The sequence below is a fragment of the Komagataeibacter melaceti genome, from assembly GCF_003403295.1.
GTDB lineage: Bacteria > Pseudomonadota > Alphaproteobacteria > Acetobacterales > Acetobacteraceae > Komagataeibacter > Komagataeibacter melaceti.
In genome coordinates, this window is sequence record NZ_QUWV01000124.1 from 1 (window position 1) to 21,761 (window position 21,761).

Here is a 21,761-nt window from a genome sequence, read left to right on the forward strand (position 1 = left end):
CACATGCCCCGCCCCACCCTGCGTCCGAACGGGTGGCTTGACCCCCGCCGCCCTACCCTGCAATCGGGTCTTCCCGGCGCGCATACCGAACCGAGTTTTCCAATGACGACAATCTACGACTTCATCATGCCCACCCTTGACGGGTCCGAGATCGACTTTTCCCACCTGCGGGGCAAGCCGGTCCTTATTACCAACACCGCCTCCAAATGCGGGTTCACACCGCAATACGAGGGGCTGCAGAGCCTGTGGACGACATGGCGCGGCCATGACCTGCAGGTGATCGGCGTGCCATCAAATGATTTCGGCAAGCAGGAACCCGGCTCCCCCGACGAAATCATCACGTTCTGCCAGCGCAATTACAATGTCACCTTTCCACTCACCGCCAAGAGCCATGTCCGCGGACCGCAGGCCATTCCCCTGTTCCAGTGGCTGGCGCGCGAGGGCGGGTTCCTGTCGCTGCCGCGATGGAATTTCTACAAATACCTGATCGGGCGCGACGGGCGGCTGGTGAACTGGTTCACCTCCATAACATCGCCCGAATCGCGCCGGGTGCAGGTGGCGGTCGAACGCGCGGTCATGGACCACTGATGCCCGTCCCGCGCCACGCACGGGCGTACTGAGCAATGCTGAAGGGGTTCCTGACCGTAAGCGGCTGGACCATGATCAGCCGCGTGCTGGGGCTGGTGCGAGACCAGCTTCTGGCCGCGCTGCTGGGCGCGGGCGCGGCGCAGGATGCGTACCAGATCGCCTGCCGCCTGCCCAACATGTTCCGCCGCCTGTTTGGCGAGGGCGCGCTGAACGCCGCCTTCGTGCCGCTGTTCTCCTCCCTGCTGGAACGCGAGGGCAAGGACACCGCCCAGCGCTTCGCGAACGAGACGATGAGCGTGCTGCTGTCATGGCTGCTGCTGCTGACCGTGTTGGGCGAGGTGTTCATGCCCGGCGTGCTGCATGTCATCGCCCCCGGCTTCACGCATGGGGACCTGCGCGATTCGCTGGCCATATCCCTCAGCCGCATCACCTTTCCCTACCTGTTCCTGATCTGCGGGGCCGCACTGGTGGCGGGCGTGCTCAATGGCATGCACCATTTTGGCGTGGCGGCGGCGGCCTATGTCAGTTTCAACGTGGTGGGCATCGCCTCCATCATGCTGCTGCCGCGCCTGACGGGCGACGTGGCGCATGCGGCGGCATGGGGCGTGAGCGCATCGGGCGTGATCCAGTTCGCCATCCTGCTTTACGCGGCCCGGCGCGCGGGCATGCGCCTGCAGCTGGTCGCCCCGTGCGTGACGCCGCGCATCCGCACGCTGCTTGGCCGCATGGGGGTGGGGCTGGTGGGCAGCGGGATCACGCAGATCAATTTCATGGTCGATACCATCATCGCCACCCTGCTGCCGGCGGGCAGCGTATCGCTCATGTATTTTGCCGACCGGGTGAACCAGTTGCCGCTGGGCGTGCTGGGGGCGGCGGCGGGCACCACGCTGCTGCCCGTACTCACCCGCTCACTGGCGGCGGGGGATGTTGCCGGGGCGCACGCCACGCAGAACCGTGCCATCTCCTACGCCCTCATCCTGACGCTGCCTGCGGCGGCGGGGCTTCTGGTCATTGCCGCACCTGTCATGATGGCGCTGTTCGGGCATGGGCATTTCTCGGCGCGGGATGCCGTGCTGGCCGCGCAGTCGCTGCGGGCCTATGCGGTGGGGCTGCCCGCCTTCGTTCTGGTCAAGGTGCTGGCCCCCGGCTTCTTCGCGCGTGGTGACACCCGCACGCCGGTGCTGGTGGGCACGGCCACGCTGGTGCTGAACTTCATCCTGAACGTAAGTTTCATGCGCTGGCTGGCGCATATCGGCCCGCCACTGGCCAGCAGCCTTGCCGCCATGGTGAACGCGGGTGCGCTGGCGTTCCTGCTCAGGCGGCGCGGGGCGCTGGTTTCCGACCCTGTCCTTGGCCGCCAGCTTGCGGGCATGGTGGGCTGCGCGGCACTCATGGCGCTTGGGCTGTTCGGAATGGAATATACCCCGCTGGGTGGCGCCATGACGGCGGGGCCACTCATGCGCCTGGTGGATGTGGGCGTGATGATCGTGGTGGGGATGGGGCTGTACCTGGCGGGACTGCACATGATGGGCGTGGCCGACATGCGGCAGGTGGCGGGGGCCATTACCCGGCGGCTGCGGCGATAGGCCGCGCCAAATCCGGGCTGGCGAATCCCCTGCCCCAGCGGCTAGACACCGGGCATGACATTCCCATCCCCCGAAGGTGCCACGCCCGCCATGGCGCAGTGGTTCGCGCTCAAGGCCGAACACCCTGACGCCCTCCTGTTCTTCCGGATGGGAGATTTCTACGAACTGTTTTTCAATGACGCCGAAGCCGCCGCCTCGGCGCTGGATATTTCGCTGACCGCACGCGGCACGCATGGTGGTGAGCCGATTCCCATGTGCGGCGTGCCGGTCCATGCGGCGCAGGCCTATCTGGCGCGCCTGATCCGGCGCGGGTTCCGTGTCTCGGTCGCGGAACAGACCGAAGCACCGCGCAAGGGCCGCGCCGCCGCCAAGGCCCCGCTGCGGCGCGCCGTCGTGCGGCTGATCACCCCCGGCACGCTGACCGAAGATGAACTTCTGGAAGCGGGGCGGCAGAACCTGCTGGCCTGTATTGTCTGCCCCACCGGGCGGCAGGGCGGTGATCCGGGTCTGGCATGGATTGATATTTCCACCGGGCTGTTCGAGACCGCCAGCGTACCCGCGCATGATATGCATGACCTGCTGGGAAGGCTGGACCCGGCGGAAATCCTGTGCGCCGATGATGTGGACCTGGGTGACTTCGCGGACCGGCGCACCCCCGTCCTGCTCCCGGCCAGCACGGATGCTGCCCGCCAGCGCATGGCCGAGGCCTTTGGCGTAGCCAGCCTCGACGCGTTCGGCACCTTCACCGATGCCGAGGCAATGGCGGCAGCAGCGGCCATTGATTACATCCGCCGCAGTCAGGCCGGGCAGTTGCCCCGCCTGTCATATCCCCGCCCCGGCAATGCGCAGGACGTGCTGGGCCTTGACCCCGCCACGCGCGCCAGCCTCGACCTGCTGCGCAGCCGCGATGGCACGACCGAACACACGCTGTTCGCTGCCGTGGCGCGCACCGTTACCGCCGCGGGCAGCCGCATGCTGGCGGACTGGATCGCTGCCCCCCTGACCGACCCTGCCACCATCGCGCGCCGTCAGGCCGGGTGGACGTGGCTGCTGGACAAGCCCGACCTGCGCGACGGGCTGCGCGCCAGCCTGCGCGCCGCCCCCGACATGGCCCGCGCACTGGGGCGGCTTTCACTCGGCCGGGGGCAGCCACGCGATGCGGTGGCCATCCGCCTCGCCCTTGATGTCGCGCGTGAGATCAGGACGATCCTGAACCAGCGCGAAGACCTGCCCCCCATCTTGGCGCTGGCGGCGGGGCATCTCGACCGCGCGCATGACCTGCAGGACCTGCTGGCCCGCGCCCTGGCTGAAAACCCGCCCGCGCGCATGGATGATGGCGGCACGATCGCTGCGGGATATGACGCCGAACTCGACAGCCATCGTGAACTGCGCGATGGCAGCCGCCGGGTCATTGCGGCACTCCAGCAGGAATATGCCGAACATTTCGGCATCCCCAACCTCAAGATCCGCCACCATGCCCAGCTTGGCTATGTGATCGAGGTGCCTGCCGCCGCCGCCACGCGGCTGCGCGGCAATGCGGAACTGATCATGCGGCAGGGCACGGCCAGCGCCAGCCGCTTTTCAACCGAGCGGCTGGTCGCACTTGACCAGAAGATTGCGCAGGCGGCCGAAAACGCGACCCTGCGCGAGCGCCACCTGTTCACGCAGGTCGTGCGCCAGATCCTTGATGAACCCGCCCTGCCGGACATGGCCGCCGCACTGGCGGGCATCGACATCGCACAGTCCTGCGCCGTGCTGGCGGGGGGCGGGACATGGTGCTGCCCGCAGGTGGGCGATGACACGGCCTTTGTCATCCATGCGGGCCGTCACCCGGTGGTGGAGGCGGCCCTGCCACGGAACGCGCGCTTCACCCCCAATGACTGCGACCTTGAGCCCGACCACCGCGTCATGCTGCTGACCGGGCCGAACATGGCGGGCAAGTCCACCTTTCTCCGCCAGGTGGCCCTTGCGATCATCCTTGCGCAGGCCGGGCTGCCGGTGGCAGCACAGGACATGCGCCTGGGCGTGGTGGACCGCCTGTTCTCGCGCGTGGGCGCGGCTGATGACCTGGCGCGCGGGCGCTCGACCTTCATGGTGGAAATGACCGAGACGGCGGCCATCCTCAATCAGGCGGGACCGCGCTCGCTTGTGGTGGTGGACGAGATCGGGCGCGGCACCTCCACGCTGGACGGGCTGGCCATTGCATGGGCCGTGCTGGAAACGCTGCACTCCACCCTGCGCTGCCGCGCGATCTTCGCCACGCATTTCCATGAACTGGCCGAGCTTGCCAACAGCATGCCGCGCCTGTCGCCCCACACCATGAGCGTGCGGGAATGGAAGGGGCAGGTCATATTCCAGCACGAGGTCGTGCCCGGCTGCGCCCGGCGGAGCTGGGGCGTGCATGTCGCCCGCCTGGCCGGGGTGCCCGACGCCGTGGTGCGCCGCGCGGGCAGACTTCTGTCCATGCTGGAAAAAGAACGTGGCCGGCAGGCCCCGCCGCTGCCGCTGTTCGAACAGGCAGCCCCCGCACCGGACGCGGACCCCGTGCCGGAGCCCGCACCCACCGTGCCGCCCGCCATCATGGAAATGCTCGAGGGGCTGGACCCCGATGCGCTCACCCCCCGCACGGCGCTGGAAATGCTTTATCACCTCAAAAAACTGATGAAAGCCTGATACGGCACTGGACCTGACCCCATCAACGGCGGCACACTCACGCCTGACCTTGACCGCATTTACAGGACGCCATCCGCCCACGATGTCGAACGCTGATTCCCCCTGCGCCTCCTCCGCCGAGGCGATGACAGACGCCCTTCACGCCGCCCTTTTCCCATCGGGGGGGCGCGATGACGATGCCCGCGGCCTGCCGCGCGATGAGGCGATCGGCCTGTTCCGTCGCCACATGTCGCGCTACCAGGCCCATGTGCGCGAGGAATTCGAGCATCATCGCCTGGGCGGGGCGGAGGCGGGCAAGCTGCTTGCCGCCTATACCGACGGGATGATCCGCGTACTGGGCGAATTCGCCACGCGGCACGCGGGCATCGACTCGCGCCATGAGGTGCCTTTCGCCGTTGCGGCCACGGGTGGCTACGGGCGCGGCCTGCTGGCCCCGTTCAGTGACATCGACCTGCTGTTCCTGACCCCGGACACCCCGGCGGGCGATATTCGGGACTGCGTGGAATACATCCTGTATTTCCTGTGGGATCTGGGGCTGAAGGTCGGGCACGCCACCCGCACCATCAATGAATGCATTGCCGAGGCGGAAGCCGACACCACCGTCCGCACCACGCTGCTTGACGCCCGTTTCCTGACCGGCAGCGCCACGCTGTTCGCCATGTTCGAGGCCCGCTACATCGTGGCCTGCGTGCGGGCCGGGGCCGACCGCTTCATTACCGACAAGCGCAAGGAACGCGCGGCCCGCCACCACCGCTTTGGTGACAGCCCCTACCTTGTCGAACCCAATGTGAAGGAAGGCCGCGGCGGCCTGCGTGACCTCCAGACACTTTACTGGATGTGCCGCTACACCTTTGGCACCCGCCATGTATCCGACCTGCTGGCGCCGGGGTTCAGTGAACTCGGCCTGCTGACCGAGCAGGAAGCCAAGCGCGCCCGCCGGGCGTGGGACTTCCTGTGGCGGGTGCGCTTCCACCTGCATTACGTGTCGGGCCGGGCCGAGGAACGGCTGACATTCGATGTGCAGCCCGTCGTAGGCGGGCGCATGGGCTATACGCGCCACGGGCGGCAGGTGGGGGTGGAACGCTTCATGCGCCACTACTTCCTGACCGTGCGCGATGTCATGCGCCTGACACTGGTGCTGGAACCCGCCGTGCTGCGCCAGGCGCTCGGCCCGGTGGCCAACGCGCCCGAGGCCGACAGCCAGATGCGCGACGCGGGCTTTACCGTGCTGGACGGGCGCATCCTGCCCCAGCGTGGCACGTCGTTCGAGGATGAACCCATCCAGATGATGCGCCTGCTGGACTGGGCCAAGAAGCGCAAGCTGCCCATCCACCCGCTGGCCATGCACCAGCTGATCCGCTGGGAGCGCAAGGCCGCGAGCCTGCGCGGCGACCCGGAAACGGCGCGCATCTTCCTTGATCTCATGTGCGGGGAACCGCCCACCCGCGCGCAGCGCGCGGCCCGCGCGGCCGAGAACGCGCCCGAACGCGCCGACGCGCCGCAGACCTTCCACCTGATGGATGAAGGTCGGCGCAAGGGGAACGCCTACTGGCTGCATATCCTCAACGAGACCGGACTCATGGGCCGCCTGCTGCCCGACTGGTCGCGCGTTGTGGGGCAGATGCAGTTCGACACCTATCATGTGTTCACGGTGGACGAGCACATCATCGACGCCCTGCGTATCCTTGGCCGGGTGGAACATGGGCAGATGGCCGATGAAATCCCCCTGGCCTATGACCTTGCGCTCAACCTGCATTCACGCCGGGCGCTGTACGTGGCCGTGCTGCTGCATGACATCGCCAAGGGCCGGGGCGGCGACCATTCGGAAATCGGCTCACAGATCGCGCTGTATGTCTGCCCGGAACTGGGCATGGACAGCGAGGAGACGGAAACGGTCTCTTGGCTGGTGCTGCACCACCTGCTGCTCAGCCACACCGCGTTCCAGCGCGATATTGATGACCCCAAGACCATCCTTGACCTGGCGGACATCATCCAGTCGCCCGAGCGACTGCGCCTGCTGCTGCTGCTGACCATTGTGGACATGCGCGCGGTGGGGCCGCGTGTGTGGAATGCGTGGAAGGCGACCCTGCTGAACGAGCTGTACATGCGCGTGGCCGAAGTACTGGAGGGCAGCCTCGCCACGACCGAACGCGACGTACGCGTGGAACGCGCCAAGACGGCCACCGCCCAGTGGCTGGTGGAAGATGGCATGAACGAGACCGATGTCTCGCACTTCATGCAACTGGGTTACGGCAGTTACTGGCTGTCCTTCGATCACGACACCCATGCCCGCCATGCCCGGCTGATCAGCGATTCGGAGCGGCTGCACTCCCCCCTTACGGTCGAGACCCAGCCGCTTCCCGCCCGGGGCGTGACCGAAGTCACGATCTATGCCGCCGACCATCCGGGCCTGTTTTCACAGATTGCGGGGGCCGTGGCCATTTCCGGGGCCTCCATCGTGGATGCGCGCATCCATACCATGACCAATGGTATGGCGCTGGATACGCTGTGGATTCAGGATGCGGGCGGTTCCGCGTTCGAGGAGCCGCAGCAGCTTGGCCGCCTGTCCCTGCTGATCGAGCAGGCGCTGACGGGGCATATCAACATCGACAATGAAATCGCACAGTGTGGCCGCCGCCTGAGCGGGCGGCGCATGCGGGCGATCCATGTGCCGCCGCGCGTGGTGATCGACAACCGGGCGTCGAACACCTGCACGGTGGTCGAAATCAACGGTCGCGACCGCCCCGGCCTGCTGCATGACGTCACGGCGGCGCTGGGTGAGCAGAAGCTCCAGATCGCATCCGCCCATATCACCACTTATGGCGTGCGGGCGGTTGACGTCTTCTACGTCAAGGACCTGTTCGGGCTGAAGATCACGGACAAGGAGCGCCTTGACCGTATCCGCGCTGCCCTGCTGTCGGGCCTGCAGGAGGCCGAGGCAGCAGCCCAGCGCCGTTCCACCGAACTGGAAAGCATTAACTGACCCCTGCGCCCCGCCCTGCCACCAATGCGCGCAGGGCTGTGCATATATCGGCCACCACCTGCCGCCAGGCGCTGTCTGGCGGCATGAGGCCGCGCTGACGGAACTGCCGCAGGGTCGGGTACCACTGGCTGGTGCGCGGGTAATCCCCACATACGCCCGATGTATCGGGCAAAGGCCGTGAGGCCGCAGGCCCGTCGAACGCGGGCGACCAGCGCCAGTCCCCCCCGAAGCGGTTGAGCAGCCAGACCGGGCAGCCCATGGCCCCGGCCAGATGGGCCGCAAGCGTATCCACACTGATGACCAGATCCAGCGTGGCGACCAGTCGCGCGGTATCCAGCAGGTCGCCGCCTGCCGCACCTTCCTGTTGCACGAAATCCGGTGTTCCCTCCGCCCTCGGGCCAAGGGATATGAAGGTGACACCCGCAACTGCCGCCAGTGGCGCAAGGACGCTAGCGGGAATGGAACGACGCGCATCAAACCGATAGGCCGGGTTGCCCGCGTGGCACAGGCCAACCCGTAAATTCTCCTGTTTCTCCCCACCGGGCCGCCATGACGCCTCGCCCAGATAGGGGATGAAATCCGGCACCGTGGTCGTGCCCAGCACATGCGGCAGGCTGAACAGGTCACACTGGCTGCGCGCACCCCTTCCACCATTTATGTCAGGGGTGATAATTTCTATGGGGTGAATGGCATCGTGCATGTGGCGCTCCAGAGTGAGCGCCAGCCTGTACAGCGCGGGCGGCACTTCCAGCACCACCGGCACGCGCTGCGCTGCAAGCGGCACATAACGCATGAAATGAATGGCATCCCCCAGCCCCTGCGCCATATGCACCAGCAGCCTGCCGCCAGCCGGTAGCGCCCGGCCATTCCAGCGCGGCAGGGTTGCCGTGCCCGGATGCGGCGGCAGGAAGGCAAGCCGGGATTCCCATAATGCCCAGCCCTGCGCCATCTCACCCTGCGCCAGCCGCACGACACCCAGATTGAAGCGCGCACGGGCCAGTGTATCGGCGTCCGCCGGTGGGTGTGCGGCCAGTATGGCCTCATAACCCGCGCGGGCCTGCGCGTGCTGGCCCATCTCGAACAGTCCGGTCATGCGGTTCAGGGTGATGCGGGCATCATCGGGTTGCAGGAACTGCGCCTGCCGGAGTGCGGCCTCCGCCCCGGCCATATCCCCCAGCGCCATGCGGGCAAGGCCAAGATTGTTGCAGGTTTCTGCCGCAGGATGGGCCGCCATGGCGCGCTGGAGCAGACCAGCGGCCGGGCGCATCTCGCCCCGCGCGAACAGGAGAGACCCCAGTAACGAGAGTGCGGCGCCGTCCGCCGGGTCATGGTCCAGCCGGGTGCGCAGCGTGGCTTCGGCCTGCGCCCCCTGCCCCAGCGCGCACAGCATCTCCGCCAGTTCATGGGCATATGGTCCATGGTCTGGCGCAAGCCGCACGGCCTGCCGCATCAACGCCACCGCTGCCCCGCGCCTGCCACGCCGCCACAAGAACCGGGCATGCAGGGCACGGCTGGTCCCGTCATGCGGGCCGGACAGGCGCACGACGTGCCCGAAACCGCGTGCCGCCGCCAGCGTATCGCCGGTGCGTTCCATGACCTCCGCCCATGCCAGCATGACGGAAATATCACCGGGTTGTGCCAGCAGCGCGCGGTCCATCGCCGCGCGTGCGGGAACCCCATGCCCGCGCACCAGCAACGCCTGCGCCAGCACGACATGATACCGCCCGTCCGGCGCATGGCGCAGCGCCCGGCCCGCAAGGGCTATGGCAAGGTCCGCTCGCCCGGCGGCCAGCGCGACACAGGCCAGCCCGTGCAGGGCGTCCGGGTCATCCCTGCATTTATCTGACATGGCGGCAAAACAGGCCCGCGCGGCCACGGCGTCACCCGCGCGCAGCGCCGCATGGCCCCGCGCCAGCAGGGCCGCCCTGTCCCGGCTTTCATGCATGGTGTCCCTCCCCTTGCAAGGTGCCGGAGGCTCCTGCACAGTTCACGGACCGTCCTTACGGGACAGACTATTAAGATTCAGTCAGGACCTTTCATGAATTTCCAGTCCGGCACCACCAGCCAGCAGGCCTATGAAACATTGCGCCGCCGTTTCGCCCGCATGGGGCAGATCCGCAACGCGCTGGGCATCCTTGGTTGGGACAAGGACACGATGATGCCCGCCGGCGCCAGTGACAGCCGGGCTGAAAGCATCGCCACCCTCGCCGTCCTGTCGCACGAACTCATGACCGCACCGGACATGGCGGACCTGCTGGAGCGCGCCCAGCCACCCGAAGATGCGATGGCGCAGGCCAACCTGCATGAAATGCGCCGCCAGCACGCCCATGCCGCCGCCGTCCCGGCCGATCTGGTGGAGGCTGCCTCCCGCGCGGCATCGCGCTGTGAAATGGCATGGCGCACCGCGCGCCAGAACAGTGACTTCGCAAGCCTGCTGCCGGAGCTGGAAACCGTCCTGTCCCGCACGCGCGAAATCGCGGCAGCCAAGGCCGAGGCCCTTGGCCTTTCCCCGTATGACGCGCTGCTGGACCAGTACGACGCGGGCACGCGGCAGGCGGATATCGACCCGGTCTTCACCGAACTCGCACATGAACTGCCAGACCTGATCGCAACCGCGCTGGAACACCAGAAAAGCCTGCCCGCGCCCCTGCCGCTGACCGGCCCATTCCCGGTGGCGGCGCAGGAAAACCTCGGGCGCGAGACCATGCGCGCGCTTGGCTTCGACATGCAGCGCGGGCGGCTGGATGTGAGCCTCCACCCCTTCTGCGGCGGGGCGGAGGATGATGTCCGCATCACCACCCGTTATGAGGAGGATGACTGCATCAACGCCCTGATGGGCATCGTGCATGAAACCGGCCACGCGCTGTATGAACAGGGCCTGCCCACCGCATGGCGCGCCCAGCCGGTGGGCGGGGCACGCGGCATGAGCCTGCATGAAAGCCAGTCCCTGCTTATGGAAATGCAGGTATGCCGCTCCCGCCCGTTCATGGAATGGATGGCCCCGCGCCTGCGCGCGGCCTTTGGCGGTGCGTCAGGTGACCCGGCGTGGAGTGCCGACAACCTGCACCGGCTTGTCACCCGCGTGCGCCCCGGCTTCATCCGCGTCGATGCCGATGAGATCACCTATCCCGCCCATATACTGGTGCGTTACGAGATGGAAACCGCGCTGGTGGCAGGGCGGATGAAGCTGCGCGACCTGCCCGAGGCCTTCAACGCCCGCATTCATGACCTGCTGGGCCTGAAAGTGCCCGAGGACCGGCTGGGCTGCCTGCAGGACATTCACTGGCCGTCCGGCTCATGGGGGTATTTCCCCACCTATACGCTGGGCGCGATCATCGCGGCCCAGCTACGCGAGGCGGCGGAGCGTGACACCCCGAACCTCATGTCCGCCATTGCCGGGGGCGATTTTGCCCCCCTGCTTGGCTGGCTGCGTCCGCGCATCCACGCCCGCGCCAGCGGGGCCTCCACCCCGCAGATCGTGCGCGACGCCACGGGGGCCGCGCCAAACACGGGGCCGTACCTGCGCCACCTGCGCCAGCGTTACTGCGGGCAGGGATGAGGGCGGCCTGCCTTTCCTGATTGACAGGAAAGCGCGCCGCATCGGCGGTATGCTGCACGATCCCCTTGCCAATCCGCCCGGTTCGTGACGAGATACCGCGCGATGCACGCGAATTCCCTACCTGCCATCCGCCGCCTGCGCCACGCGGGTTTCCTGCCCGCCTGCGCCGCCCTGCTGCTCGGTGCCGTACAGGGCGCCCATGCCGCCAAACCGGCCCCGCCGCTCAATCCGCCCGCGGTGGTGGAAGATGTCGTCTCCTCCACCACCAGCGTATGGGACCGGGTTGCCGTGCTGGCCGACGGGCGTCTGCTGGTCGAACTGCCTGCCTGGGCGGGTAATACGGGGCCGGGGCTGGCCGTGCTGGATTCCGGCGGCAACCCCCAGCCCTACCCCGATAGCACATGGAACGATCCCGCCACCCCGGCACAGAAGCGGCTTGTCGCCCCGGCTGACATCCAGCTCCTGCCCGATGGCACGCTGTGGGTGCTTGATAGCGGCCAGCCCGACCCGGCGCAGCCCCCCGTCCCGAACGGCCCCAAGATCGTAAAGATCGACACCCATACCGGGCAGGTCGTGCAGACATGGGCCATCGACCCCGCCACCCTGCGCCCGGGCAGCCGCCCGGCCACCATGCGCGTGGCGCGCGGTCATGCCTTTATCGGGGATTCCGGCATTCCGGCCATGATCGTGGTCCGGCTGGACAACAACCGGCAGCGGCGGCTCATGGAACATACGCCTTCGCTCACGGCGGGCCAGCCCATCACCGTGGATGGCAGGGTCATGACCACCCCCACGGGGCATACCGCCATTGTCAACATAAGCCAGATGGAAATCAGCCCCGATGGGCAGTGGCTGTATTTCGAGCCACTCTGCGGCCCGGTTTACAAGCTTGATACCGACCTGCTGGTCGATCCCGCCGTCACCCCCATCGAGCTGGAGGAAGGGCCGACCCTGTGGTACAAGACCCCGGCGCTGGGCGGCATCACGCTGGCGCCCGATGGCACGCTGTATTTCAATGATGTCTCCACCAGCAGCATCTTCCGCCTGATGCCTGACCGCGTGTACCAGAAAATCGTGACCGACAGCCGCCTGCACTGGCCCGGCGGCTCCTTTGCCACGCGTGATGGGCAGCTCTACATTCCCGCAGCCCAGCTTGACCGCACCGCGCCATTCAATGGCGGGCATAACGCCGTCCAGTGGCCGGTCCACATCTACCGCATCAATGTAGGCAGCCTGCCCCCGCCCAAATTCTGACACACCACGCGCGGAATTGCGAAGGCCGGGGCATACGCCCCCTTCGCGCGGCGGTGAGTTGGCATTATGATGGCGCAATGCGCTATATTTCTACCCGGGGGGAAGCCCCCGTCCGCGATTTTTCGTCCGTTCTGCTGGCCGGGCTGGCAGAGGACGGTGGCCTGTACCTGCCGGAAAGCTGGCCCGAGCTTTCCCCGGCACAATGGCGCGCCCTGCGCGGCCTGCCTTACCCGGAACTGGCGGCGCGCATCATCGCGCCGTTTGCCGAAGGCTCCATTTCTGCCGATGTGCTCAAGCGCCTGTGTGGCGAGGCCTATGCCCGATTCGACCACCCGGCCATCGTGCCGCTGACACAGGTGGATGACGGGCTGTTCGTGCAGGAACTGTTCCATGGCCCGACGCTGGCGTTCAAGGACATGGCCATGCAGTTGCTGGGCCGCCTGTTCGACCATGTGCTGACCGAACGCAACGAGACCGTGACCATCGTGGGCGCGACATCGGGCGATACCGGCTCCGCCGCCATCGAGGCCTGCCGTGGCCGTGAGCGGCTGAACGTGGTCATCCTGCACCCCGAGGGTCGCACGTCCGAAGTGCAGCGCCGGCAGATGACGACGGTGCTGGAACCCAACGTGACCAACCTTGCGGTCAAGGGCACGTTTGATGACTGCCAGGACCTGGTCAAGGCGATGTTCGCCGACCTGCCCTTCCGCACCGACATGCACCTCTCGGCGGTCAATTCCATCAACTGGGCGCGCATCGCGGCACAGGTGCCCTATTATGTTTACGCGGCCCTCGCCCTTGGCGCGCCGGACCGTGAGGTCTCCTTCGCCGTGCCGACCGGCAATTTCGGCAACGTGCTGGCCGCATGGGTCGCCCGCCGCATGGGCCTGCCCATCCGCGCGCTGTGTGTCGGCTCGAACCGCAATGACATCCTCAGCCGCTTCCTGAACGAAAATGACATGAGCATCCACGGCGTGGTGCCCAGCCTGTCACCGTCCATGGATATTCAGGTCTCGTCCAATTTCGAGCGCCTGCTGTTCGAGCTGCTGGACCGTGACGCCGCGGCCTGCGCGCGCATCATGACCGAATTCCGCAAGACGGGCGTGATGAAGGTCGCAACCCCGGTATGGGACCGCGCCAATGCGCTGTTCCATGGCATATCACTGGATGATGAGGCCACGCTGGCGGAAATCCGTACGCTGAACAGCCGCAGCCACTACCTGGCCGATCCGCATACCGCCATTGGCATCGCGGCGGGCCGCACCTTCCGCGAGGCCGGGATTCCCATGGTCGCCATGGCCACGGCGCACCCTGCCAAGTTCCCCGACGCGATGGCGCAGGCCACGGGCATCCGCCCCGCCCTGCCCGTGGCGCTGGCTGATCTGTACGACCGCCCCGAGCGTTACAGCGTGGTCGAGGCGGATCTGACCATGGTTGAGGACAAGGTGCGCGCCGCCGTTCTTTCCAACGCGAACTGACCTTTTTTCCTTCCATCTACGCCAACAAGGGGCAGCACAGGCGCACCCCCACGCCGTGCGGCCCGCAGGACCAGCATGACCGACCTGATCAATGTGACCCGACTGGACTCCGGCCTGACCATCGTGACCGAGCGGATGGACAGGGTGGAGACCGTGTCCCTCGGGGCGTATGTCGCCGCGGGCACCTGCAATGAAACCGCACAGGAAAACGGGGTTTCCCATTTTCTGGAACATATGGCCTTCAAGGGAACGGGCACCCGCACCGCCGTTGGCATTGCGGAGGAAATCGAGAATGTCGGCGGGCATATCAATGCCTATACCGCGCGTGAACACACGGCCTATTACGTCAAGCTGCTGAAGGAAAACCTGACGCTGGGCGCCGACATCATCGGCGATATCCTGACCCACAGCAGCCTTGCCGCTGATGAGCTGGAGCGTGAACGCGGTGTGATCCTGCAGGAAATCGGGCAGGCGAACGACACCCCCGATGACATCGTGTTCGACCATTTTCAGGAAACCGCCTTCCCTGACCAGCCCATGGGCCGCCCCACGCTGGGCACCGAGGCCGGTATCCGCACCATGTCGCGCGCCACGCTGGTCAACTACATGGACACGCATTACACGGCGGGCAACACCATTGTCGCAGCGGCGGGCAACCTTGAGCACGCCCGGGTGGTGGATCTGGTGCAGGAGCATTTCCGTGACCTGCCCACCGGCACCGTGCCCCCGCAGCCCGGCGTGCAGTACGTGGGCGGTGAGTTCACGCAGGAGCGCGACCTGGATCAGGCGCATATCGTGCTGGGCTTCCCCTCCATGCCCTATGGTGACCCGGATTATTACCCGGCGCTGCTGCTGTCCACGCTGCTGGGCGGGGGCATGTCATCACGCCTGTTCCAGGAAATCCGTGAAAAGCGCGGGCTGGTCTATTCCGTCTATTCCTTCAACGCGCCCTTCCGCCAGGGCGGGCTGTTCGGCATCTATGCCGGAACGGGGGAGACGCAGGTGGCCGACCTGATCCCCGTCACGCTGAATGAACTGGGCAAGGTCCGCCATACGGTCACGGCCGCCGAGCTGGGGCGTGCGCGCGCGCAGCTCAAGTCCTCGCTGCTCATGTCACTGGAAAGCACAGGCAGCCGGTGCGAGCAGCTTGCCCGCCAGCTCCAGATCTTTGACCGCCTCATCCCCACGGCAGAGACGGTGCGCCGGGTCGATGCCGTCACGATCGAGGACGTGCAGCGTGTCGCGACCCGCATTTTCAGCGGCAGGCCCACGCTTGCCTCGCTGGGGCCGGTGCGGCACCTTCCCTCCCTCGATAGCATTACAGGGGCACTGGCGGCATGAGCAGCGACCCGATTGACCAGATCTCGGCCCTGATCGCGCGCGCACGCGCCGCCGGGGCCGATGCGGCGGATGCCGTCTATATCAGCCGCACGGCGCATGGCGTGCAGGTACGCAACGGCCAGACCGAAGACCTTGAACGCTCCGAGACATGCGATCTGGGCCTGCGGGTATTCGTGGGCCAGCGCGCGGCCATCGTCTCGGCCACGGCACTTGATCCCACGCGTTTCGACACATTGGCCGAGCGCGCGGTCGCCATGGCCCGCGTCGTGCCCGAGGACCGCTTTGCCGGGCTGTGTGCGCAGGCCGAAACCGGCTTTGTCGATGCCACCGGGCTGGACCTGTTCGACCCCGCCGAACCCACGACCGCCGACCTGCTCACCCGCGCCTGCGTGGCGGAGGAAGCGGCCCTTGCGGTCAAGGGTGTGTCCAACAGCAACGGCGCGTCGAGCAGCTTTGGCCTGTCGGACATCATCATCATGACATCCGCCGGCTTTTCGGGCCGGTACGCGCGCACCAGCCATTCGGTTTCCGTCAGCACCGTGGCGGGGGCTGGCACCGCCATGCAGCGTGACTACGACTACCACTCCGCCGTGCACCTGTCCGACCTGGAAGATGCCGGGCTGGTCGGGCGGCGCGCGGGGGAACGGACCGTGGCGCGGCTTGACCCGGTGCGCCCGCGCACGGGGCGCATGCCCATCGTGCTGGACCCACGCGTTTCAACCAGCATCCTTGGCCACCTGTCGGGTGCGATCAATGGCGTGTCCATCGCGCGCGGCACCTCCTTCCTCAAGGACCGGATGGACAGCCGCATCATGCCCGCAGGCATCACCATCATTGACAACCCGCGCCGGGTACGTGGCCCCGGCGCGCGGCCGTTTGATGGCGAAGGGATGCTGACCGCGCCCCAGACGCTGGTCGAGGACGGGGTGCTGAAAACATGGGCACTCGATTCGCGCTCCGCCCGCCAGTTGGGCCTGAAGCCCAATGGCTGCGCCAGCCGCGGCACATCGGGACCGCCCTCCCCCTCGCTGGGCAACATGCACATGACGCCGGGTGAACTGACGCCCACCGAACTTATGGCCGATATTGCCGAGGGCATCTACATCACCGAAATGATGGGTTCCGCCATCAATGGCATTACCGGTGATTACAGCCGTGGCGCCGCCGGGTTCATGATCCGTAACGGCGTGCTGGCCGAGCCGGTCGCGGAACTGACGGTGGCGGGCAACCTGAAAGACATGTTCATGCGGCTGGTCGCGGCCAATGACCTGACCTTCCGCCAGGCCAGCAATGCGCCCACCATCCGCATTGATGACATGATGATCGCGGGCGCCTGATCCGCCCCCTTTCTGTGATTTCATGTTTCTGTAAGCCCGTGCCCCTGTTACGGGGGCGCGGGCTTACTTATATCTGTAGTCAGGTGGCCAGATCATAAGGGCCGCACGGATAAAGATGGTTCCGACACAGGATTGCAGATACCCTGACCCAGATGAAGAAAATTTCTCCGCGCCCGACGTCGCGTAAAAACCTCGCCCTTGCCGCCGCCGCGGCCCTGACCATGCTGCCGGTGCTGGCCCACCCGCATGTGGCCGATGCCCGTGCGGGGGGTGGCTACTCCATGGGAAGCCGCGGTTCACGCACCTATAGCGCACCCGCGCCATCGCAGACCGCCCCCTATGGCGCGACGCCCTTCCAGCAGACAATGACGCCACGCCAGATGCCCGGCTACGGCGCACGTGCGCCCTTTGGCGCGGGGGCTGGCATGGCCATGGCGCGTCCCCGCCACCCGTTCATGAACGGGTTCATGGGCGGACTGGTTGGCGCTGGGCTGTTCGGCATGCTGTTCGGGCATGGCATGTTCGGCCCCGGCATGGGGGGCAGCGGCTTCCTTGGCCTGCTGATCCAGCTTGCGCTGATCTTCTTTATCGTCCGCTGGGCCATCCGCCGCTTTGGCGGCATGGGCGGCAATGCCGGTGCGGCAGCCCCGCCGGGCAATCCGCTGGGGGGCATGGCCGGGGCTGGTGTGCCGCCACAGGGGCAGGCGCAGCCCGTGGGGGTCGCCATTACCGCAGCCGACTACCAGGCCTTCCAGCAGGCGCTGATCAATATCCAGACGGCATGGAGCCAGCAGGACGTACGCGCCATGCAGCACATGGCCACGCCGGAAATGGTCTCCTATTTCAACAACCAGCTCAGTGCGCTGGCCAGCCGTGGCGCGCGTAATGTCGTATCCGACATCCGCTTCGAACGTGGCGACCTGGTGGAAAGCTGGCGTGAAAACGGCTTTGATTACGCAACCGTCGCAATGCGGTATTCGATGATCGACATCACCACCGACATGACCGGGCGCGTGATTGAGGGCGATCCCTCCAACCGCACCACCGTAACCGAACTGTGGACATTCGTGCGTTCGGCCGGAACGGGAAGCTGGCTGCTCTCCGCCATCCAGCAGACACCCCGCTGACGGCACCGTAACGACCCGTAGCTTCAAGCCTGCATCCACGTGATGCAGGCTTTTTTGTTTAAGGCTGATTAAAGCATCATGGGCATGCTGAAGCGCACGGGCATGTCTTCATAACCGGGCTGGTTGTTCTGGAAGCCGCTTCCGGCTGCGTCCTGTCCACGTTGGAATGGAACCACCCCGGCTGGCTATGCCAGACGGGTATCAGTCCTGAACGGCTTCCCTTATCCGCAAAACGACCGGACGGTATGGGTTACTACTTCCCGCCCATCGACCGGATCAGTTGGTTTCAGATATGCGCAAGGCTTAACGCGTACAGGACCGCCGCCAGCGCCGAGAGCGTGATGGCCACGCCACGGATACGCCCCTTATGCCTGCGGGCCGCCTCCAGCGCTTCCTGTTCCGGTGTGGCAGGTATGGTGGTCGCCTGTTCCATCAGCCCAACTCCCGTAAGAATGAAAAACGCCCTGACAGCCTAGTGGGCGATAAATGCATGGTCGGCCAGCAGGCCGCAGAACAGCAGGAACAGGTAAGCCAGCGAATAGCGGAAGGAATAGCGCGCCGGGCGGTCCCCGGTCAGGCTGACCCCGTTCGCATCCTGCTTGTCACGCAGCACCTGAATGGCGAAATAGATGAACCCCAGCCCCAGCACGGTGGCTACGATCGTATAAAGCCAGCCTGCCTGATGGGTGAAGGACGGCACCAGTGACACCGCCAGCAGCATGATCGTGTACCACAGGATCTGCCAGCGCGTATGCCGCGCGCCGCGCACCACCGGCAGCATGGGAATCCCCGCGCGCCCGTAATCCTTGCACGCATAAAGCGACAGCGACCAGAAATGCGGCGGTGTCCATAAAAAGATGATGCCGAACATCACCACCGGCATGACCGCCATGGAACCCGTTGCCGCCGCCCAGCCGATCATGGGGGGGAACGCACCCGCCGCACCACCGATCACGATGTTCTGCGGTGTCGAACGCTTCAGCCACATCGTGTAGATCACGGCATAGAAGAAGATGGAAAAGGCAAGGATACCCGCCGCCAGCGCGTTGGTCGCCAGCCACATCAGGATGACCGAGGCCACCGACAGGCCAATCCCGTAACCCAGCGCGGCTTCCGCCCCGATGCGGCCATCGGGGATGGGCCGGGTCACCGTGCGTTTCATGACCGCGTCAATATCGCGGTCATACCACATGTTGATCGCACCCGCAGCGCCTGAGGCCATGCAGATGCACAGGATGCTGACAGCCGCCACCAGCGGGTTGAGCGGCCCGGGCGCCATGGCCAGGCCAGCAGCCCCCGTAAAGACTACCAGCGAGATGACACGGGGCTTGAGCAGTAGCAGCCAGTCCCGCGCCAGCGTGCCGACACGGCTGGTGTCATAGGTAATGGCGGCATCCGGTGCCGCATCGGGCGTGGTTACGGTGCCGCTCATGATCAGGCGTCTCCGCGCATGGGGGAAGGTGTCTGCCATTCCGGCGTACGGGCGCCAGGGCCCCAGTAGTTATCGGGCAGCGATGCCGCCGGGCGCATGGCGGCCTGCACCACAATCGCGGTAAACACCACGACCGACAGCCCCATCAGCACCGCGCCGACCATACCCGGCACACCGTGGAAGGCCAGCAGCGACAGCGCGGTCCCCCCCACCGTCAGCCAGAAATGGACACGGCTGGCCATGACCGGGGCGACATGGCCCACCATCTTGCCAATCCAGTAATAGAACCCGGAAAACAGCGCGAACATGGCGGCATACAGCGTCGCGGCATGCACATCGGCCATGCCACCGGGCAGGAGCGACATGACGGAACCGAACACCAGCAGCGCCACGAACCCGGCCGCCCATTCCACCGGCACGGCGGCACGCATATGGCCCGCACGCACCGTGCGCGCCCATGCCGCCAGCACGACCAGCACCGGCAGCACGATCAGCCCGAGCTGCACCAGCGCCACGGGGGCGACCATGCCCTCCAGCCCGCCATGCAGCAGGTCATGCACCCAGACCGAGGCGCCACCGACCGACATGACCACCAGCGCGCCCAGCACCACGCGGGGCATGCGCAGCGGGGTTGCGGAAAACGTCTCGATGATCTGGGACACGATCCCGATGGAGGGCAGCAACAGCAGCGCGATCTCCGGGCCGGTAAAGACATGCAGCAGCGCATCGACGGGCGAGAGCATGTCACCCCCCGCCAGCAGGATGCGGGTCAGCCCGCCGGCCAGCACCGGCATGACCATGACCGCCATCATCGCGCTCAGCCCCTGCGCCCATACGAACATGGGCATGTCACGCAGGCGCTGGCCAATCGGCCCCATGTTCAGCACGGTCGCGACCATCGTGATGGCCTGCAGCAGCATGCCCAGGCACCACCCCATCAGCGCCAGCACGGACAGCCAGGCAGGCACGACGGGTGAAAGACCGGCAAGCACGACGATGAAGCTGGCCGCCACAAGCCCCCAGCCCGCCAGCGCCATGCGCGGGAAAGCCAGCGCGCGGGCCCGCAGCAGCAGGGGCACGAACCAGTTGCCGAACCCGCCGGTCAGGGCAGGCAGCGCGCAGAAGAAGACCATAAGCATGCCATGGCGGCGGCCGATGCGTTCGACAGCGCCAGCCACGTCCCCGCCAGCCCATGCGGACAGGAGAGCATGCGGCAGCAGACCGGCCTGAAGGCTTACCGCCAGCACGCCACCGGCCAGACCCGCCACAATCGCCATGACAAGATACAGCATGCCGATGCTCCGGTAGCTACAGAGTCCACCAGCCTGCCGTACGCCGTCCGCCCCGGACCGGGTGCCTGTGGGCATATGATCACTCCCTGCCGCCATGCCTGCTATCCGGCATGGCAAATCGTTACCATGATTTCATCATATATCGCGACTTATACACAAAAACGACCCTTGTGGGCCGTTCTGGTGGTCGCGCAAATGTCATTTCAGCCCTGCCCACCGGACAGGGCTGCATGGCAGGCCCCGTCCGTTCAGGCCACCATGGGGCTTGCGCAGGCCCCTGCCTCACGCTCCAGCGTGACAAGGGTGAACAGCCCGGCGGGCGGCACCGACTGCAGGGTCGCGCGCCGCAGGTCGGCAGGCGGCAGCAGGGATTCAATGGCGAAATCCGGATGCCAGCCCAGTGAATGGGACGCCCGCGCCATGCCGCGTTCCACCGCCAGCCGGACACCGCCCTGCGCCAGGAAATGGTTCACGAACAGGATATGGCCGCCCGGCTTGACCACGCGCTTGAGTTCGGCCAGCAGCGCACGCGGATGCGGCACGACGGAGGCAACGAACATCGCCACCGCAATATCAAACGTGCCATCGGCGAACTGCGTGGCCTCGGCATCCATTTCCAGCAGGTTGTCCACGTTGGACAGATGCATGCGGCGCACACGCTGGCGCGCACGCTCAAGCATGTCACCCGACAGGTCGATACCGGTAATATGCTTGTTCGCACGGTAATAAGGCAGGGCGAGGCCGGTGCCCACGCCCACTTCCAGCACGCGCGTGCCGGGCAGGGAATTTACGGCCTCGACCGCGCGCTTGCGCCCGAAAGCGGAAATGCTGCCGAACAGCGCATCATACACGCTGGCCCAGCGCCGGTACGCCGCCTTGACCGCCGCCGCGTCGAGCGCGGATTTGGGGGAAGGAATTTCCACAACCTTTTCGGATGCTTCATCATGCAGAACGTCGCTCATCAGGCTGTTCCCATGCCCTGGCCATGAAAGAAGGCCTGTTGCGCCCCCTTCCGTGCTGCATCCGCCATGATCAAATCCATCCCGTTGTGCTGCATTACAATTCCACCTGACCTGTCCGCGCGCCGTTCCGGCCCACGTGAACGCATGCA

15 protein-coding genes are annotated in these 21,761 nt (G+C 66.4%); 10 read left to right on the forward strand and 5 right to left on the reverse strand.

Going from position 1 to position 21,761, the window contains the following annotated elements:
* Positions 1–102 precede the first annotated feature (102 nt).
* The 4 genes from DY926_RS12730 (at position 103) to DY926_RS12745 (ending at position 7,830) form a co-directional block, all read left to right on the forward strand.
* Positions 103–588 carry a glutathione peroxidase gene (locus DY926_RS12730; protein ID WP_116703731.1) on the forward strand — a complete coding sequence of 162 codons (486 nt, stop codon included), beginning with the start codon at positions 103–105 and terminating at the stop codon, positions 586–588.
* 35 nt (positions 589–623) lie between these two features.
* The gene (murJ, locus tag DY926_RS12735; RefSeq protein ID WP_116703708.1) at positions 624–2,174 is read left to right on the forward strand and encodes a murein biosynthesis integral membrane protein MurJ; all 1,551 of its coding nucleotides are present in this window, start codon (positions 624–626) and stop codon (positions 2,172–2,174) included.
* Between the two features lie 54 nt (positions 2,175–2,228).
* Entirely contained in the window at positions 2,229–4,847 is a 2,619-nt protein-coding gene (gene mutS, locus DY926_RS12740) for a DNA mismatch repair protein MutS (protein ID WP_116703709.1), read from the forward strand.
* 82 nt (positions 4,848–4,929) lie between these two features.
* Complete coding sequence (locus tag DY926_RS12745; protein ID WP_116703710.1) at positions 4,930–7,830, forward strand: [protein-PII] uridylyltransferase; 2,901 nt, start codon at positions 4,930–4,932, stop codon at positions 7,828–7,830.
* Here the strand turns inward: DY926_RS12745 and DY926_RS12750 are convergent.
* On the reverse strand, positions 7,823–9,775 hold the full coding sequence (locus DY926_RS12750; RefSeq protein ID WP_116703711.1) for a tetratricopeptide repeat protein: 1,953 nt from the start codon (positions 9,773–9,775) through the stop codon (positions 7,823–7,825). The two genes, DY926_RS12745 and DY926_RS12750, sit on opposite strands and share 8 nt — an antisense overlap.
* A 93-nt stretch (positions 9,776–9,868) precedes the next feature.
* On the opposite strand from DY926_RS12750, the gene DY926_RS12755 reads away from it, so the two are divergent.
* The 6 genes from DY926_RS12755 to DY926_RS12780 all read left to right on the forward strand — a co-directional run bounded on the left by DY926_RS12755 (position 9,869) and on the right by DY926_RS12780 (position 17,926).
* Positions 9,869–11,389 carry a carboxypeptidase M32 gene (locus tag DY926_RS12755; RefSeq protein WP_116703712.1) on the forward strand — a complete coding sequence of 507 codons (1,521 nt, stop codon included), beginning with the start codon at positions 9,869–9,871 and terminating at the stop codon, positions 11,387–11,389.
* 102 nt (positions 11,390–11,491) lie between these two features.
* Complete coding sequence (locus tag DY926_RS12760; RefSeq protein ID WP_116703713.1) at positions 11,492–12,643, forward strand: L-dopachrome tautomerase-related protein; 1,152 nt, start codon at positions 11,492–11,494, stop codon at positions 12,641–12,643.
* 77 nt (positions 12,644–12,720) lie between these two features.
* Entirely contained in the window at positions 12,721–14,121 is a 1,401-nt protein-coding gene (gene thrC / locus DY926_RS12765) for a threonine synthase (protein WP_116703714.1), read from the forward strand.
* 75 nt (positions 14,122–14,196) lie between these two features.
* Positions 14,197–15,462 carry a M16 family metallopeptidase gene (locus tag DY926_RS12770; RefSeq protein WP_116703715.1) on the forward strand — a complete coding sequence of 422 codons (1,266 nt, stop codon included), beginning with the start codon at positions 14,197–14,199 and terminating at the stop codon, positions 15,460–15,462.
* A complete protein-coding gene (locus tag DY926_RS12775) occupies positions 15,459–16,799 on the forward strand; it encodes a TldD/PmbA family protein (protein WP_116703716.1) in 1,341 nt (446 codons plus the stop codon). Before DY926_RS12770 ends, DY926_RS12775 begins: the two co-directional genes overlap by 4 nt.
* Before the next feature lie 152 nt (positions 16,800–16,951).
* Positions 16,952–17,926, forward strand: coding sequence for a Tim44 domain-containing protein (locus DY926_RS12780; protein ID WP_116703717.1), 975 nt, complete (start codon positions 16,952–16,954; stop codon positions 17,924–17,926).
* 286 nt (positions 17,927–18,212) lie between these two features.
* On the opposite strand, the gene DY926_RS17570 is transcribed toward DY926_RS12780, so the two are convergent.
* From DY926_RS17570 to DY926_RS12795, 4 genes are all read right to left on the reverse strand, one after another.
* Positions 18,213–18,359: a hypothetical protein gene (locus DY926_RS17570; RefSeq protein WP_186336169.1), complete on the reverse strand. Its 147-nt coding sequence runs from the start codon at positions 18,357–18,359 to the stop codon at positions 18,213–18,215.
* Positions 18,360–18,398: 39 nt separating this feature from the next.
* A complete protein-coding gene (locus DY926_RS12785; RefSeq protein ID WP_116703718.1) occupies positions 18,399–19,358 on the reverse strand; it encodes a heme o synthase in 960 nt (319 codons plus the stop codon).
* 2 nt (positions 19,359–19,360) lie between these two features.
* The gene (locus DY926_RS12790; protein ID WP_186336170.1) at positions 19,361–20,725 is read right to left on the reverse strand and encodes a cbb3-type cytochrome c oxidase subunit I; all 1,365 of its coding nucleotides are present in this window, start codon (positions 20,723–20,725) and stop codon (positions 19,361–19,363) included.
* 173 nt (positions 20,726–20,898) lie between these two features.
* A complete protein-coding gene (locus tag DY926_RS12795; RefSeq protein WP_116703720.1) occupies positions 20,899–21,612 on the reverse strand; it encodes a class I SAM-dependent methyltransferase in 714 nt (237 codons plus the stop codon).
* Between the last annotated feature and the right edge of the window lie 149 nt (positions 21,613–21,761).

What these genes read in the sequence shown, in the direction of transcription:
- DY926_RS12730 (WP_116703731.1), top strand. Translation starts at nt 103, where the DNA reads ATGACGACAATCTACGACTTCATCATGCCCACCCTTGACGGGTCCGAG.
- murJ (WP_116703708.1), top strand. Translation starts at nt 624, where the DNA reads ATGCTGAAGGGGTTCCTGACCGTAAGCGGCTGGACCATGATCAGCCGC.
- mutS (WP_116703709.1), top strand. Translation starts at nt 2,229, where the DNA reads ATGACATTCCCATCCCCCGAAGGTGCCACGCCCGCCATGGCGCAGTGG.
- DY926_RS12745 (WP_116703710.1), top strand. Translation starts at nt 4,930, where the DNA reads ATGTCGAACGCTGATTCCCCCTGCGCCTCCTCCGCCGAGGCGATGACA.
- DY926_RS12750 (WP_116703711.1), bottom strand. Translation starts at nt 9,775, where the DNA reads ATGCATGAAAGCCGGGACAGGGCGGCCCTGCTGGCGCGGGGCCATGCG.
- DY926_RS12755 (WP_116703712.1), top strand. Translation starts at nt 9,869, where the DNA reads ATGAATTTCCAGTCCGGCACCACCAGCCAGCAGGCCTATGAAACATTG.
- DY926_RS12760 (WP_116703713.1), top strand. Translation starts at nt 11,492, where the DNA reads ATGCACGCGAATTCCCTACCTGCCATCCGCCGCCTGCGCCACGCGGGT.
- thrC (WP_116703714.1), top strand. Translation starts at nt 12,721, where the DNA reads ATGCGCTATATTTCTACCCGGGGGGAAGCCCCCGTCCGCGATTTTTCG.
- DY926_RS12770 (WP_116703715.1), top strand. Translation starts at nt 14,197, where the DNA reads ATGACCGACCTGATCAATGTGACCCGACTGGACTCCGGCCTGACCATC.
- DY926_RS12775 (WP_116703716.1), top strand. Translation starts at nt 15,459, where the DNA reads ATGAGCAGCGACCCGATTGACCAGATCTCGGCCCTGATCGCGCGCGCA.
- DY926_RS12780 (WP_116703717.1), top strand. Translation starts at nt 16,952, where the DNA reads ATGAAGAAAATTTCTCCGCGCCCGACGTCGCGTAAAAACCTCGCCCTT.
- DY926_RS17570 (WP_186336169.1), bottom strand. Translation starts at nt 18,359, where the DNA reads ATGGAACAGGCGACCACCATACCTGCCACACCGGAACAGGAAGCGCTG.
- DY926_RS12785 (WP_116703718.1), bottom strand. Translation starts at nt 19,358, where the DNA reads ATGAGCGGCACCGTAACCACGCCCGATGCGGCACCGGATGCCGCCATT.
- DY926_RS12790 (WP_186336170.1), bottom strand. Translation starts at nt 20,725, where the DNA reads ATGCCCACAGGCACCCGGTCCGGGGCGGACGGCGTACGGCAGGCTGGT.
- DY926_RS12795 (WP_116703720.1), bottom strand. Translation starts at nt 21,612, where the DNA reads ATGAGCGACGTTCTGCATGATGAAGCATCCGAAAAGGTTGTGGAAATT.